Origin of the sequence: Streptomyces sp. NPDC051913, assembly GCF_044593635.1 — a bacterium.
Lineage (GTDB): Bacteria > Actinomycetota > Actinomycetes > Streptomycetales > Streptomycetaceae > Streptomyces.
The window spans coordinates 583,918-598,198 of the sequence record NZ_JBIUCI010000001.1 but is presented as its reverse complement, the minus strand read 5'-3'; the positions used below and the strand labels follow the sequence as shown (position 1 = coordinate 598,198).

General features: G+C 69.8%; 11 protein-coding genes. 3 read left to right on the top strand and 8 right to left on the bottom strand.

What is annotated here, in order from left to right; translation table 11 throughout:
• Positions 1–414 precede the first annotated feature (414 nt).
• The 3 genes from ACIHIX_RS02750 to ACIHIX_RS02740 all read right to left on the bottom strand — a co-directional run bounded on the left by ACIHIX_RS02750 (position 415) and on the right by ACIHIX_RS02740 (position 6,198).
• A complete protein-coding gene (locus tag ACIHIX_RS02750; protein WP_399950026.1) occupies positions 415–3,666 on the bottom strand; it encodes a S8 family peptidase in 3,252 nt (1,083 codons plus the stop codon).
• Positions 3,667–3,929: 263 nt separating this feature from the next.
• Positions 3,930–4,613, bottom strand: a complete 684-nt coding sequence (locus ACIHIX_RS02745; RefSeq protein WP_399948981.1) for an ABC transporter ATP-binding protein — start codon at positions 4,611–4,613, stop codon at positions 3,930–3,932.
• A gap of 109 nt (positions 4,614–4,722) precedes the next feature.
• A complete protein-coding gene (locus tag ACIHIX_RS02740; protein WP_399948979.1) occupies positions 4,723–6,198 on the bottom strand; it encodes an ABC transporter permease in 1,476 nt (491 codons plus the stop codon).
• A gap of 149 nt (positions 6,199–6,347) precedes the next feature.
• Here ACIHIX_RS02740 and ACIHIX_RS02735 point away from each other — a divergent pair, with 149 nt between their 5' ends.
• On the top strand, positions 6,348–7,118 hold the full coding sequence (locus tag ACIHIX_RS02735) for a group II truncated hemoglobin (protein ID WP_399948977.1): 771 nt from the start codon (positions 6,348–6,350) through the stop codon (positions 7,116–7,118).
• A gap of 4 nt (positions 7,119–7,122) precedes the next feature.
• Here the strand turns inward: ACIHIX_RS02735 and ACIHIX_RS02730 are convergent, their stop codons facing one another.
• A complete protein-coding gene (locus ACIHIX_RS02730) occupies positions 7,123–8,049 on the bottom strand; it encodes a helix-turn-helix domain-containing protein (protein ID WP_399948975.1) in 927 nt (308 codons plus the stop codon).
• Positions 8,050–8,221: 172 nt separating this feature from the next.
• On the opposite strand from ACIHIX_RS02730, the gene ACIHIX_RS02725 reads away from it, so the two are divergent.
• Both ACIHIX_RS02725 and ACIHIX_RS02720 read left to right on the top strand, forming a co-directional pair.
• Entirely contained in the window at positions 8,222–9,262 is a 1,041-nt protein-coding gene (locus tag ACIHIX_RS02725) for an NAD(P)-dependent alcohol dehydrogenase (protein WP_399948973.1), read from the top strand.
• A gap of 92 nt (positions 9,263–9,354) precedes the next feature.
• A complete protein-coding gene (locus tag ACIHIX_RS02720; RefSeq protein ID WP_399948971.1) occupies positions 9,355–10,176 on the top strand; it encodes an SDR family oxidoreductase in 822 nt (273 codons plus the stop codon).
• 96 nt (positions 10,177–10,272) lie between these two features.
• On the opposite strand, the gene ACIHIX_RS02715 is transcribed toward ACIHIX_RS02720, so the two are convergent.
• The 4 genes from ACIHIX_RS02715 to msrA form a co-directional block, all read right to left on the bottom strand.
• Positions 10,273–12,006, bottom strand: a complete 1,734-nt coding sequence (locus ACIHIX_RS02715) for a M48 family metallopeptidase (RefSeq protein ID WP_399948969.1) — start codon at positions 12,004–12,006, stop codon at positions 10,273–10,275.
• Between the two features lie 63 nt (positions 12,007–12,069).
• Positions 12,070–12,732: a hypothetical protein gene (locus ACIHIX_RS02710; RefSeq protein ID WP_399948968.1), complete on the bottom strand. Its 663-nt coding sequence runs from the start codon at positions 12,730–12,732 to the stop codon at positions 12,070–12,072.
• Between the two features lie 97 nt (positions 12,733–12,829).
• A complete protein-coding gene (locus ACIHIX_RS02705) occupies positions 12,830–13,423 on the bottom strand; it encodes a DUF4291 domain-containing protein (protein WP_399948966.1) in 594 nt (197 codons plus the stop codon).
• A gap of 104 nt (positions 13,424–13,527) precedes the next feature.
• Entirely contained in the window at positions 13,528–14,196 is a 669-nt protein-coding gene (gene msrA / locus ACIHIX_RS02700) for a peptide-methionine (S)-S-oxide reductase MsrA (protein WP_399948964.1), read from the bottom strand.
• Positions 14,197–14,281: the final 85 nt, after the last annotated feature.

Below are 14,281 nucleotides of genomic sequence, written 5' to 3'. Positions count from 1 at the left end.
AATGTCCGGCACGTGACGCCTTCGGGTGCGCCTCCCTTGTTCCGGGCCCCTCTCCTCGGGGCCCGGCCCGAAGCGAGGCGGTTCCGGGCAAATGAAAAAGGCCGCCTCCCTATGGAAAGGGAGGCGCACCTATGGGACGTCACGCCAGACCGAAACCGACTCTCGTGTGTCGGCTCACCCGGCGGCTGCCGGAACCCTGGGCCAAGCACGTGAGGAGGTGGTTGCTCTGGCTGCTCAGCAGGTAGCGGGAGGTCCCCCGAGACACTAGGGACCTCCCACCAAAGCTCCTGTTGAGCCGAAGCCCCTGTCACGGTGCCCGCCGTGGCGGGGGCTTCTTCCAGGAAAGTACACCGACGGCACCCTCCGCAACCGGGAGATGCCGCCGGTGTTCAGTTCGACCCGGTGCCGCGCGGACTACTTGCCGTAGTACGCGTTGTAGATCGAGACCGTCGACTTGTTGTTCTTCTTGTCGGTGATCTTGGCGTGGAACGAGATGCCCTTGCCCTTGTCCGGGTTCTTCACGGTGATCTTGCCGTCCTTGACCGTGACCTTCTTCCAGGTCTGGCCGTAGTCGTAGGACACGTACACCGTGAGGGACTTGAGGTTCGAGCCCTTGGCCGCGCCCTCGACCGTGACCGGGATCTTCACCGTCTCGCCGGCCTTGACGCGGCTGTCGAGCCCCGTCTTGGCGTTGAAGCGGACCGTGGAGGCCGGCAGCGTGACCGAGTCCTCGGAGGAGGCCCTCTTCGAGCGGAACGTGAAGCTCACGTCGATCCGCGTCGAGGCCGCCGCCAGCTTGACGCTCCGCTTCACGGACGACGTCAGCTTGTACTCGGCGTCCGCTGCGGGAACCGTGAACACCTCACCGAAGAGCGGGTCCTGGTTGGAGCCGATCTTCGTGCCGTTGCGGTACAGCTCGGTCTTCACCGAGGTGAAGTCCGACGATCCCGCGTGCTGCGCCCCGTCCGCGAACAACGGCAGCGATCCGTAGAGGTAGTTGCCCTCGCGGAAGACGCCGTAGTCCTTGTTGATGTGCGGGCCGAAGACCGCGGTGTTGAAGGTCTTCTTGTACGAGGTGCCCGCCTTGAAGGTCTGCGGGTTCCCCAGCGTGTAGCCGGCCTCCGGGATCGAGTTGCCCTGCTCGTCCTTGGCTCCCCCGTACTGAAGGAAGTCCAGGCCCCACTTGATCTGGTCGCCCGTCGACAGCAGCATGGTGCGGGTGCTCGGCAGCTTCTGCTCGACGGCCGTACCGAAGACACCGTCCTCGGGCAGCTCACCCCACGGGCTGATCGCACCGGTCTTGCCGCTCGCCGCGGCACCCATGTCGGCCTTGACCGTGGCGAAGTCGCTCGCCTTGTAGTGCTTGACCTTGTCGCCCACCAGGTGCTTGACCTTGGCCTGGGTCGCCACGTCGTACTCGGCGTTCGCACCCTTGGCCCACTGCCCGTACCAGGTCTGGGTCAGGCCGCCGGAGACATCGGCACCGAGGGCCGCTATCCGGATGTTCGCGAAGGAGTCCATGTTGACGCCGACCGGCAGCAGCGCGGGCTCGTAGAAGTAGCTGATCATCGCGGACAGCGGCTTGGCCGAGGTGTCCGGCACCGTGATGTCGGCCGACTTGGTCTTGCGGGCGTCGATCGTCACCGAACGGTTCTTGGTCATGCTCAGCTTCGGCTGCATCACCCAGTCGAGGCCGCCCTCGAAGGTGACCCAGTCCTTGGCGATCCAGGCGTCCAGCACGTACGTGCCCTTGGGCAGCCGCATCTTGGTGGTGCCGGATTCGTCGATCGTCACCTGGTAGGCGCGGTCCTTGGCCAGTCCCGTGTAGCCGAACGCGACGGTGTTGTAGTCCGCGGTCGGCTTGCCGTCCTTGCCGATGTGCTTGATCGTGAGGTCGTACGACTCGGCCTCACGCTGCACGGCAGCCGCCGTACGGACCGTCTGGCCGCCGCCCGTCGCCGTCACGTACGCGGAGTACGCGCCGTCGAGGGTGCCGCCCAGCTTGGTGTTGACGGTCGCCTTCACGGTGGCCTCGCCGCCCGCCGGGACCGTCACCTTGCTCGCGCCGAGCTTGAAGAAGCCCGTAGGAGCGGCCTGGCCCTTGGGGTTGGTGGCCTTCACCGACAGGGTGAGGGTCACGTCCTTCGTGCCGAGGTTGCGGTACGTCAGGTCCTTGGTGACCGGCTTGTCGTCGGTGTGCGGCCACGCCTGCGTACCGAAGCTCACCGACACCGGGTCGGCGACCACGGTCTGCTTGATGGCCTTGTCGACCTGGATGCGGCCCGAACCCTGTTCGAACGGGTTGTACTTGCCGCCCTTCGCGGAGCCCGTCAGGGCGCCCTTCAGTTCGGCGTACGTCCAGTCCGGGTGCTCCTGCTTGAGGATCGCCGCCGCGCCCGCCACATGCGGCGTCGCCATCGACGTACCCGAGATGGTCAGATAGCCGGCCGGCTTCTCGCCGACCTCCTGCTCGATGACGCTGCCCTTGGCCGAGGCGGCCGTGATGTCCACGCCCGGCGCGGTCACGTCCGGCTTGATGGCGCCGTCGCCGACGCGCGGGCCGGTGGAGGAGAACGGGGCGAGGACGTCCTTGTCGTCGACGGCGCCGACGGTGAGCGCGGCGTCCGCGCTGCCCGGCGAACCGACCGACTCGGGACCGGAGTTGCCCGCCGCGATCGCGAAGAGGATGCCCTTCTCGGCGGACAGCTTGTTGACCGCCGCCTCCAGCGGGTCGACCTCCGGGGTGTCCTGGCCGCCGAGGCTGAGGTTGACGACGTCGGCGCCCTCGGCGGCCGCCCACTCCATGCCGGCGAGGATGCCGGAGTCGTCACCGGAGCCGGTGTCGTCGAGGACCTTGCCGTTGAGGATCTTGGCGCCCGGCGCGACACCCTTGTACTTGCCGTTCGACTTGGCGCCGGTGCCCGCCGCGATGGACGCGACGTGCGTGCCGTGACCGAAGTGGTCGGTGGCGTCGGTGGCCGTGGAGAAGTTCTTGGCCTCGATCACCTGGTCCTTGAGGTCCGGGTGGCTCGCGTCGACACCCGTGTCCAGGACGGCGATCTTGACGCCCTTGCCGTCGTAGCCCGCGGCCCACGCCTTGGGGGCGCCGATCTGCGGGACGGACTTGTCGAGGCTGGCGGTGCGGACGCCGTCCAGCCAGACGTGCGCGACACCGGCCGCCGTCCTGTCGCCGTTGGTGACCGCGTCCCACAGCTCGGGCGCGTCGGCGGTCGGGGTCTGCACCGCGTCGGCGTTCAGCGTCTTCAGGGACTGCCGCAGGGTGCCCGCGTCCCGGACGTCGTCCTTCGCCGCGGTGGCGGCGCCCTGGTATCCGACGATCACCTTCAGGCCCTTGGCCTGCGACTTACGGGTCGCGGACTTGTCGAGCTCGGTGATGTCGAACAGCCGCTGGTCCAGTGTGCCGGCGGCGACCAGACGGGCCGCGTCACCGGGTATGACCAGGGTGTGTCCCTCGGCCTTGCGGACCTGGAACGGTATCTGCTCCCGTCCCTTCGCCCGCTCCACGCCGACGACCCGCCCCTTGGCGTCGACGGCGACCCGGTCGCCCGTGATCAGGGTGATGTGGTGAGGGGCACTGAACGGCTGGCTCGACCAGCCCGTCGGCCGTGCCTGAGCCTCCGGCTTCGCCGCTGCCGGGCTGGTCATGCCCGCGGCGAGAGCGACCGCCGCCCCCGTGGCCACGGTGGCAGCACAAACTCTTTTCACTTGTCTGCGCAAGATTCCCCCTTGCTGAAGGTCCGGGTGAAGTTCCCCGTTCACCCGGCCGGGGGTGGTCCCGCACAGACAAGCGTGCACCCCCCGGAACACGCAGTATGCCGGGGGGTGATCAGGCCCCTCAAGAGACAGGTGACGCACAGCATCGGACTGTTACGCGTTGCTCATACTCAGGAGGGGACGAGTTCTCGTACTCAGGAGCTCGCGTTCTCCTTCACCGTGATCTTTCCCTTGCGAATGGTGGCCAGCCGCGGGGCCTTCTTCGCGATCGCGGAGTCGTGCGTGACCATGATGAAGGTCAGCCCGAGCTCCTTCCACATGCGTTCGAGTACGTCCATGATCTCGTCGCGCATCGACTCGTCGAGGTTGCCGGTCGGCTCGTCGGCGAGCAGTACCTTCGGCTGCTTGACGAGGGCGCGGGCGATGGCGACGCGCTGCTGCTGCCCTCCGGACATCTCGGAGGGGAGGTGGCCCAGGCGTTCGCCCAGGCCGACGGAGCTGAGGGCCTCCGCGGCTCGTTCGCGGCGGTCCTTCACCTTGACGCCGAGGGGGACGAGGGCGGTCTCCACGTTCTCCTGGGCGGTGAGGGTGGGGATGAGGTTGAAGCTCTGGAAGACGAAGCCGATGTTCTCGCTGCGGACCTTGGTGAGCTTCGCCTCGGACAGCCTCGCCAGGTCCGTGCCGTCCAGGACGACTTCACCGGACGTGGGCTTGTCCAGGGCGCCGAGCATCTGGAGGAGGGTGGACTTGCCGCCGCCGGTGGGGCCCTGGATGACCAGGCGGTCTCCGTCGGCGATGGTGAGGTCGACGCCGGCGAGGGCGTCCACGGTGTCCTTGCCTCGGGTGTAGCGCTTGGTGACGCTTCTGAGTTCGTACATTTTGGGTGGCTCCTGGTTGTTGTCCGGGTGCGGGTTCGTTGTGGCTGGTCGCGCAGTTCCCCGCGCCCCTGAACAGCCTTCGAGCTCCCGTTCGCCTGAAAAGTGATCGCTACTCGACTCGCCTCAGCGCGTCCGCCGGCCTCAGCCGCGACGCCCGCCAGCCGCCGAACGCGCCCGCGATCAGGCCGCCCGCCACCGCGAGGCCCACGGCTGTCGCCACCGTCGTCGCGCTCACCGGGGCCGTCAGGGCGACCTCCAGGGTCTTGGCCGTGGTGCGGCCCGGGCCGCCGCCGAAGCCGCCGCCACCGCCGGGGCCGCCCATGCCGCCACCGCCGCCGGTGCCGCCGCCCAACTGGGCCTCCAGCGTGGGGCTGATGGCCGTGACGACGTACGCGCCCGCCAGGCCCAGGCCGATGCCGAGCGCGCCGCCGAGGAGGCCGTTGACCATCGCCTCGCCGACTACCTGCCGGGTCACCCGGCCCGAACGCCAGCCCAGCGCCTTGAGCGTGCCGAACTCGCGGACGCGGCGGGAGACCGCGGAGGAGGTGAGCAGACCGGCGACCAGGAACGCGGCGACCAGGACCGCGATCGACAGCCACTTGCCGACGTTCGTCGCGAGGGAGGACGCCGTGGAGAGGGAGCCGGAGACGGTGTCGGCGAGGTCGGCGGAGGTCGTCACCGTCGTACCCGAGATGTTCTTCTGGATCGTCGACTTGACCGAGTCGATCTGCTGGGAGTCGGTCGCCTTGACGTAGATCGTGGTGACCTTGTTCTTGGAGTCGCTGAGGGTCTGCGCCTGCTTCAGCGGGATGTAGAGGTTGGCCGCCGCGTCACCGCTGCTGGCGGTCGCGACACCGATCGCCTTGTACTTGGTGCCCTTGATGGTGATCGACGAGCCGACCTTGTACTTCTTCTCCTTGGCGTACGCCGAGTCGACCACGACGACCTTGGCGTTGGTCTCGGAGGTCTTGAAGGTACGGCCGCTGGTGATCTCCGAGGAGGTCAGCGGGCCGAGGGCCGGCTCGGTGACGTCGGTGCCGAAGACGGAGTAGTTGTTGACGTCGAAGTCGGCGCCGCCGCCCTGCACTTCACCCTGCGGCTGGCCGGTGCCGCCACCACCGGGGCCGCCCTGCTGCTGGCCGCCGCCGTTGCCGTTCTGCTGGAACTGGCCGCGGGTGAACTGGCCGCTGACCTTGATGACCTGGAGGCTGAGGCCGCCCACGGCGTCCGAGACGCCCTTCTGGTCGCCGACCTTGGTGACGGTCGAGGTCGCCAGCGTCTGGAAGCCCTGGACCATGACGCGGTCGCTGCTCTGCTCCTCGTCGGAGTCGCTGTCCTGCGCGTCGAAGTTGAAGCGCGGGCGCTCGGAGCTGTTGGCCGAGGGCGCGGCGGCGGCCTTGGTGACGGTCATGTCGGTGCCGAGGCCGTACAGCGACTGGAGGACCTTGTCCTGGGCCTTGCCCATGCCCGAGGACACGGAGCTGACCACGATGACCAACGCGATACCGAGCGCGAGCCCGGAGGCGACGACGAGGGCCGCCTTTCTGCGGCGGCGCAGTTCGCGCCTCAGGTAGGTGAAGAACATGGCCGCAAGCTAGGCACGGCGAGTGATGGCTGGATAAGGCTGAAATAAGAGAACGATGAGAAGGCTGTCCCTGGCCCAGGAAACAGCCCGTACGGACCTGTCAGGCGGAGGAGCAGCTTCCAGCTCGTCCGGCGTGTGAGTGTGGGGGCATGACCGCAGAGACCGTCGAATACATCCGATACCGCATCCCGGAAGACCGTTCGGCCGAGTTCCTGTCCGCCTACACCCGGGCGGCGGCCCAGCTGGCGGCCGCCCCGAGTTGCGTCGACTACGAACTCGCCCGCTGCGAGGAGGACTTCGAGCACTTCGTCCTGCGCATCACCTGGACCTCGACGGAGGACCACATCGAGGGTTTCCGCAAGTCCGAGCTGTTCGCCGACTTCCTCGCCGAGATCCGGCCCTACGTCGGTGACATCGAGGAGATGCGGCACTACAAGCCGACGGCGGTACGGGGGCGGGGGGCGGCCCTGCCCACCCTGTACGCGTGGGCGGGCGGCGCGGCGGCCTTCGCCCGGCTGACCTCGGTCTTCTACGAGAAGGTGCTGAAGGACGACCTCCTCGCCCCCGTCTTCGCCGGGCTGGCCCCCGAGCACGCCTCGCATGTGGCGATGTGGCTCGCCGAGGTCTTCGGCGGCCCGGCGGCCTACTCCGAGACCCAGGGCGGCCACGGCCACATGGTCGCCAAGCACATGGGCCGCGGCATCACGGAGCCACAGCGCCGCCGCTGGGTGAACCTGATCCAGGACGCCGCCGACGAGGCGGGCCTGCCGACGGACGCCGAGTTCCGTTCGGCGTTCCTGGCGTACGTGGAGTGGGGCACGCGGCTCGCCGTGTACTTCTCCGGGCCGGACGCCAAGCCGCCCGCCGAGCAGCCGGTGCCGCAGTGGGGGTGGGGGGTGGCGCCGCCGTATCGAGGGTGAGCCGTCAGGCCTTGGGCGTCGTGGCGTCCTTGCCCGCCCGCGTCGCGTCCGCGCCCCAACTGGCCAGCAGACGCAGGGCGTCGGCGGACGGGGAGCCGGGCTCGGCGGAGTAGGTGATCAGGGTCTGCTCGGTGCCGTCGGTCAGGCGGAACGACTCGAAGTTCAGGGTGAGTTCGCCGACCAGCGGGTGCATCAGACGCTTGACGCCGTAGCTCTTCTCCTTGACGTCGTGCGTGGCCCACAGGCGTCTGAACTCCTCGCTCTTGAGGGAGAGTTCGCCCACGAGCGCGGCGAGGCGCGGGTCGTCGGGGTGGCAGCCCGCGGCCATGCGCAGGAAGCTGACCATGTCGTACGCCTTCTGGTCCCACTCCACGAAGAGGTCGCGGTACTCGGGCTGGAGGAACACCAGCCGCGCCCAGTTCCGCTCCTGCGGCGGCAGCTCCGACCAGTCGCCGAAGACGGCCGCGGCCATCCGGTTCCAGACGAGGATGTCGGAGCGCCGGCCCGAGATGTACGCCGGGACGCCGTCCATCGTGTCCAGCAGCTGCCGCAGCGGCCCGCGCACCTGCTCGGTGCGGGCCGCCGGCTTCTTCTTGTGCTGCTTCGGCTTCGCGAGATGGGAGAGGTGCGCGTGCTCGGCGTCGCTCAGCCGCAGCGCGCGGGCGATGGCGTCGAGGACCTCCGCCGACACGTTCCGCCCGTTGCCCTGTTCCAGGCGGGTGTAGTACGCCACCGAGACACCCGCCAGCTGCGCCAGCTCCTCGCGCCGCAGCCCCGGCACCCGCCGGTGCCGCCCGAAGTCGGGCAGCCCCACGTCCTCCGGCTTCAGCCGGGCCCGCCGGGTGCGCAGGAACTCGCTGAGCTCGGCCCGCCGGTCCAGCGCGCCACCGGCTCCGCCCCGCTCCTCCGCCGTCTCGGCCATGTCGTCCATACGTCAAGTATTCACGGTCGTACGTCCACCATCCTGTCCCCGCCAGTGGTAGGACCAGCGAACGTACGCAAAGCTGTGGCCTGGGTGAACGGTGTCCGTTCCGGCACGCTGGACATCGTGCCCGGCCGGAAGGCAGCCGGGCGCGACCCCCCTCTGCTAGGAGAACCCCGGCATGACCACCGTTGCCGCTTACGCCGCCCCCGCCGCCAAGGCCCCGCTGGAGCGGACCACCATCGAGCGACGCCCGGTCGGCGAGTTCGACGTCCTGATCGACATCAAGTTCGCCGGCATCTGCCACTCCGACATCCACCAGGCCACCGAGGGCTGGGGCCAGGCGATCTTCCCGATGGTCCCCGGCCACGAGATCGCCGGCGTCGTCTCCGAGGTCGGCCCCGGCGTCACCAAGTACACCGTCGGCGACCGGGTGGGCGTCGGCTGCCTCGTCGACTCCTGCCGGGAGTGCGACAACTGCAAGGCCGGCCTGGAGCAGTACTGCACCGGCGGCAGCGTCCCCACGTACAACGGCGTCGGCAAGGACGGCGAGCCCACCTACGGCGGTTACTCGGAGAAGGTCGTCGTCGACGAGAACTTCGTCGTCCGTATCCCCGACGGCCTCTCCCTCGACGAGGCCGCGCCGCTGCTGTGCGCCGGCATCACCACGTACTCCCCGCTCAAGCGCTTCGGGGCCGGCCCCGGCAAGAAGGTCGCGATCCTCGGCATGGGCGGCCTCGGCCACATGGGCGTGAAGATCGCGCACGCGCTCGGCGCCGAGGTGACCGTGCTGTCCCAGTCGCTGCGCAAGCAGGAGGACGGCCTGAAGCTGGGTGCCGACCACTACTACGCCACCAGCGACGAGACCACCTTCAAGGAGCTGGCGGGCACCTTCGACCTCATCCTGTCGACGGTCTCGGCCCCCCTGAACCTGGACGCCTACCTCTCCCTCCTCAAGTCCGAGGGCGCCTTCGTCAACGTCGGCGCCCCCGAGGAGCCCGTCGCCCTCAACCTCTTCTCCGTCATCGGCGGCGGCAAGACCCTCGCCGGCTCCATGATCGGCGGCATCGCCGAGACCCAGGAGATGCTGGACTTCTGCGCCGCACACGGGTTCGGTGCCGAGATCGAGCTGATTGCCGCCTCGGAGATCAACGAGGCGTACGAGCGGGTGCTGAAGAGCGACGTCCGCTACCGCTTCGTGATCGACACCGCGACCATCTGAGTTTCGAGAAAGTCCGGCCCACCTGTCACATCGCTTCAGACCGCTCCGTCATACCCGCGAAGACACTTCGGCGAGATGAAACGGGAGCGGTCATGAAGCGCAGGGACCAGGCGATCCAGACGGACCGGACGGACCGGACGGACCGGACGGACCGGACGGAGATCATCCTCGTCACCGGTGGCACGGGCACCCTGGGCAGCCACGCCGTACCGCTGCTGCGGGCGGCGGGCCGCACGGTAAGGGTCCTCAGCCGCCGGGACCGCGAGGACACGGACGGGATCGAGTCCGTCACCGGCGACCTGATGACGGGCGAGGGCGTCGACGCGGCGCTGGCCGGGGTCGGGACGGTCCTGCACCTCGCGGGCGGACCCAAGGGCGACGACGAGGCGGCCCGCACCCTCGTCCGGGCGGCCCGCGCGGCCGGCGTACGCCACCTCGTCCACATCTCGGTCATCGGCGCGGACCGCGTCCCGCTGGCCTGGCTGCGGACCAAGCGGGACGCGGAGCGGGCGATCGCCGACTCGGGCATCCCGTGGACGACACTGCGAGCGGCCCAGTTCCACGACCTGACCCTGACGATGGTCGAGAAGATGACGAAGCTCCCCGTCCTGCCGGTACCGGGCGGGCTGCGCCTCCAGCCCGTCGACTCGGCCGAAGTGGCGGCGCGGATGGTCGAGTTGGCGCTGGGCGAACCGGCGGGCCTGGTACCCGACATGGCGGGACCGGCGGTGTACGACATCGCCGAGCTGGCCCGTCCCTACCTCGAACTGCGGGGCAGGAAGAGCCGGTTGAGGATGCCGGTGCGCATTCCGGGCAAGGCCGGCAAGGCGTACCGCGCGGGCGCGAACCTGACGCTGGAGGGGGCGGAGACGGGGGAGCGGACGTGGGAGGAGTTCCTGGCGGAGCGGGTGTGAGGGGGCGGGCGTCGGAACGCCTGTGTCCCCCTGGGACCTCTGCGTCACCACGCATGACGAGTTCCTCGCCGACGGACGCTCCGTCCAACTGTCGGGTCACGTCGCCGTGGCCAGAGGGTGAGGGGTGGCGAGCAGGGCGCGCAGGGGAGCGGTGTCGGGTGTGTCGGCCACGGCGGCGTCGAGGGCGTCGTCCATGCCCTTCTCCCATGCGTCGGGCAGGACGAGACCTGGCCGGCCCGACCAGGCGATGTCCGGCTGGGCCTGGCCGGACTCGGCGAGCCGCAGATGGATCAGGCCGGCGAGCCCGTCGAAGATCCGGGGGCGGATGAAGTTGCGGGCGGACGGGCCGATGAGTCGCGCCGCCTGATACGGCTTGGGCATCCGGTCGGCGACCTCCATCCACAGCAGGCCGCGGTCGAAGGCGTCGAGTATCTCCTCCAGGCCGGGCAAGGAGGAGTTGACCGTGCTGACCGCTCCGGCCGGGCTGGCCGGGCTGGCCGGGACCGAGGGTGTGGTGTCCCGGCGTACGGTCGCCGTGCCGTCTGTCGTCTGCTCCGCCTTCTGCTCGGTCGAGCGAAGTGTCCTGGCCACGGCGACTTGCAGCGGTCGCGACCAGCCCTCGGCGTCAGCGATCGCGCGGGCCATGGTGAGCTCGTCCCAGCTCTTGCGGGGCAGTTGCACGACCGTCGGTGGGAGCGTCCGGGCTTCCAGGGCGGCGAACAGGTGGTCCGTGTCGCGTAGGAGGGCCAGTGCGGGGGTGGGCTGATGCCGGGTGTGGCTGTGCGGGTCGAGTTCGACGTCGGCGGGGAGTTCCTCGATCAACGCGATGCGTTCGGCCAGCGGCGGATGTGAGTCGTACGGGTGTGGCCGCGGCGGCCGTTGGCCCGCGGCGAGCGCGGTGAGCCCCTCCTCGGTGCGGGCCGCGAGCAACCGGCGGAAACCGCCGTACACCTCGCCCACGGGCGGCAACGCGTCCTCCGCTGCTTCCGCTCCGCCGGCTCCCGCTGCTCCTCCTGCTTCTTCTTCCTGCTCCTGCGAACCGCCCATCGAGGCGTACGTCTCCAGGTAGTGGGCGTACGCGCTCATGAGTACCGGAAGGGCCCGCAGCGCGGCGGCCGTCGCGTCACGCCCCGCGTGCCGGGCGGCCATCCGGTCCGCGGCGAGTTCCTGGTGGCGGGCCACGGACTGCGTGGTGCGCAGGAACATCCGCGCGTAGCCGACGTACAGGACGCCGACCAGATAGTGGAAGTGGGTGCTGCCGTCACGAAAGGCCTCCACCGTGTGGATCAGGGCTGTCCGGCCGCGCATCGTGACGGCGCCGAGCCGGGTGTCGAGGTTGCTGAGGTGCCCGAACTCGTGGACGAGGACGGCGCGCAGCTGGGCGCCGGTCACCCCGGCCAGCAGCGGCAGGCCCAGGAACATGCGGCGTCGTCCTGGCAGCAGCCCCAGCCACCGGCTCTGTTCGGCGACCCCCGCGTTGACCTCGGCGACCAGGTAGAGCTCGTCCGGCGGCCGCTGTCCCGTCGCCTCGGCGGCGGCCCGTATCTGTTCCCACAGCTCGGGCTGGTCCTCCGGGGTGACCGCCACCGCGTCGGTCACCTGCGGCAGCCGCCCGGCCCGCAGAAACGCGAACATGCCGCGCAGAATCGCCACCGCCAACAGGAAGGTGACGGTCAGCAGCCCGCCTTCGACCCAGGCCGCCCGTGCGCTGTACAGCTTCGTCAACACCAGCCAGTCGAGCACCGCCATGGCCGTCAGCAGAACCGCGCCCATGAGAAAGAAGCCGACCAGCAGCGCGAACGCGCGCACGGCGCGCAGTCGGAACGTCATCGAGGTGCCCCCACCCACATGATTCAGCGGCCCTCGACGAGAGGCCGGAAGTGTCGGCGGATACTACCTTCGGCCGGCGCGGGTCCAGAGGGTGAGGTCGCTGCTGGTGGCGACGGCGAGGGTGTGGCCGGAGGGGGAGAAGCCGACGGTGCGCAGCTCGCTGTAGTGGGAGTTGAAGATGTGCCACCATCCCTCGCCGTGCGGCTCACGGTGGGGCATGCCGCTGCCGTGGGTGAGCAGGACGCGTTCGTGGGGCCAGGCCGGGTGGACGACCTCCAGACCCCAGCCGCCGGCGGCGGTCAGGTGGAGTCCGCCGCCGTGTAGCCCGGCGATGCGCACCCTGGGCCCGGCGATCGGACCCAGTCCCGGGCACGTGAGGTCGGCGGTGGAGTCGGGAGTGGCGTCCTCGGGGTCGGGGTCCCGCTCCCGGGCGATCTTCTCGCCGGTAACGGCGTCAAAGAGACCGTGTCCGTCGTGCGAGACGACCATGACCAGATCGTTGCCCCTGTCGGGATGACTGTCGGGATGCGTGGCGAAACCGATCCCGAGCAGCCCGCCGACGGGGGCGCACGAGGCGAAGACCGGCCGCCAGGGCTCGGGTGCGGGGAGCACGGGGGCGGCGAGCATACGGTCGCGCAGGGTCTGCTGGTACGGGGTGAGCACGGAGCCGAGCGGCTGTTCCGTCGGCTGCTCCGCCGGCTGGGTCTTCTCGGCACGCTTCTTCACGCCGCAATGATCCTCCAGGCGGGTGTACCCGGCGTCCACGGCCGGGTTCGGATGCCGAGATCCGCGTTGTCCGCCTGCGCGAGCCGCGAACGGCACCTCATCCGTGCAGGTGGGTGAGGGGTGTGTCGCCAAGCGGGTAGGGGCGTTCCTGGGGCAGCAACCGGGCGGCTTCGTCCAGGTCACCCCTGTCGACCAGGGCGTGGATCTCGTGGGCGAGTGGTGTCACGTCACGGATGGCGACCGCCCACTCGTCCGCGTAACGGTGTGCCGCCTCACCGGAGAGGCCGAGCTGCAACGACCGGTACGGCAGGGGTCGCAGGCGCAGATCCCGCTCCGGGTCCCACTGCACACGAGCGGGCGCACGCTTCAACTGGCGCTGCCAGGTGGCGCGGTCGGGATGCACCTCGCGGACGTAACTCGACAGACACGCGTTGGCGAGCGCCCAGTCGAAGCCTTCGCGGCTGATCTCGACGGCCAGAACGGTCTCCTGCCCCTCCTTGGCGCCCCAGCCGCAGCGGTACATCATCCACAGGAACGACGGCTTGATCCACGTCATCCTGTCGCGCTTCCACGCACCCGGGAAACGGCCCTCGCGGACGGCGGGCAGACCGATGTGCGGGGAGTACGCCTGGTAGACGGTGATCGTGGCGTCCGCATAGGCCGCGCGGATCTCACGGTGGGGTTGTTCCATGACCTACAGCGTGGGGGCGGTCGGCTCCGTCGACCACCGATTTTCAGTCGCCCCCGGACAAAGGCCCCCCGGTGGGGCGTGCCGGGCCCGCGAACCCGCAGAGGTCAGCCTTCGACCTTGGCGACACCGATCGGGCAGGACACCCCGGTGCCGTCCAGCCCGCAGTACCCCGCCGGGTTCTTGTCGAGGTACTGCTGGTGATATCCCTCGGCGGCATAGAAGGGGCGGTTCTCCGCCGGGAGGATCTCCGTGGTGATGGTGCCGGTGTGGCCGGAGGCCGTCAGGGCCTTTTGGTAGGCGGTGCGGGAGGCGGCCGCCGTGTCGGCCTGGGCCTGCGTGTGGGTGTGGATCGCGGAGCGGTACTGGGTGCCCACGTCGTTGCCCTGGCGGAAGCCCTGGGTGGGGTTGTGGGATTCCCAGAAGGTCCGCAGGAGGCGGTCGTACGAGAGGACGGCCGGGTCGAAGACCACGCGGACCATCTCCGCGTGGCCGGTGAGGCCCGAACAGACCTCCTCGTACGTGGGGTTCTCGGTGTGGCCGCCCTGGTAGCCGACGAGGGTGGTGTACACACCGGCCGGGAGCTGCCAGAACTTGCGTTCGGCTCCCCAGAAGCAGCCCAGGCCGAAGTCGGCGATCTCCAGGCCCTCCGGGTAGGGGCCGAGGAGCGGGGTGCCGAGGACGGTGTGGCGGTCCGGGACGGTGAATATCGGTTCGGGGCGGCCCTTCAGCGCTTGTTCGGGGGTGGGGAGGACCGGCGTACGGCCGAACAGCATGGAGGCTCCTTCGTCGGGGAGGCGGGGAGGGCGGCACGGCCCTCAACACCGGCCCGCCGCCCCGCATTCCGGGGCCTCACCCCGC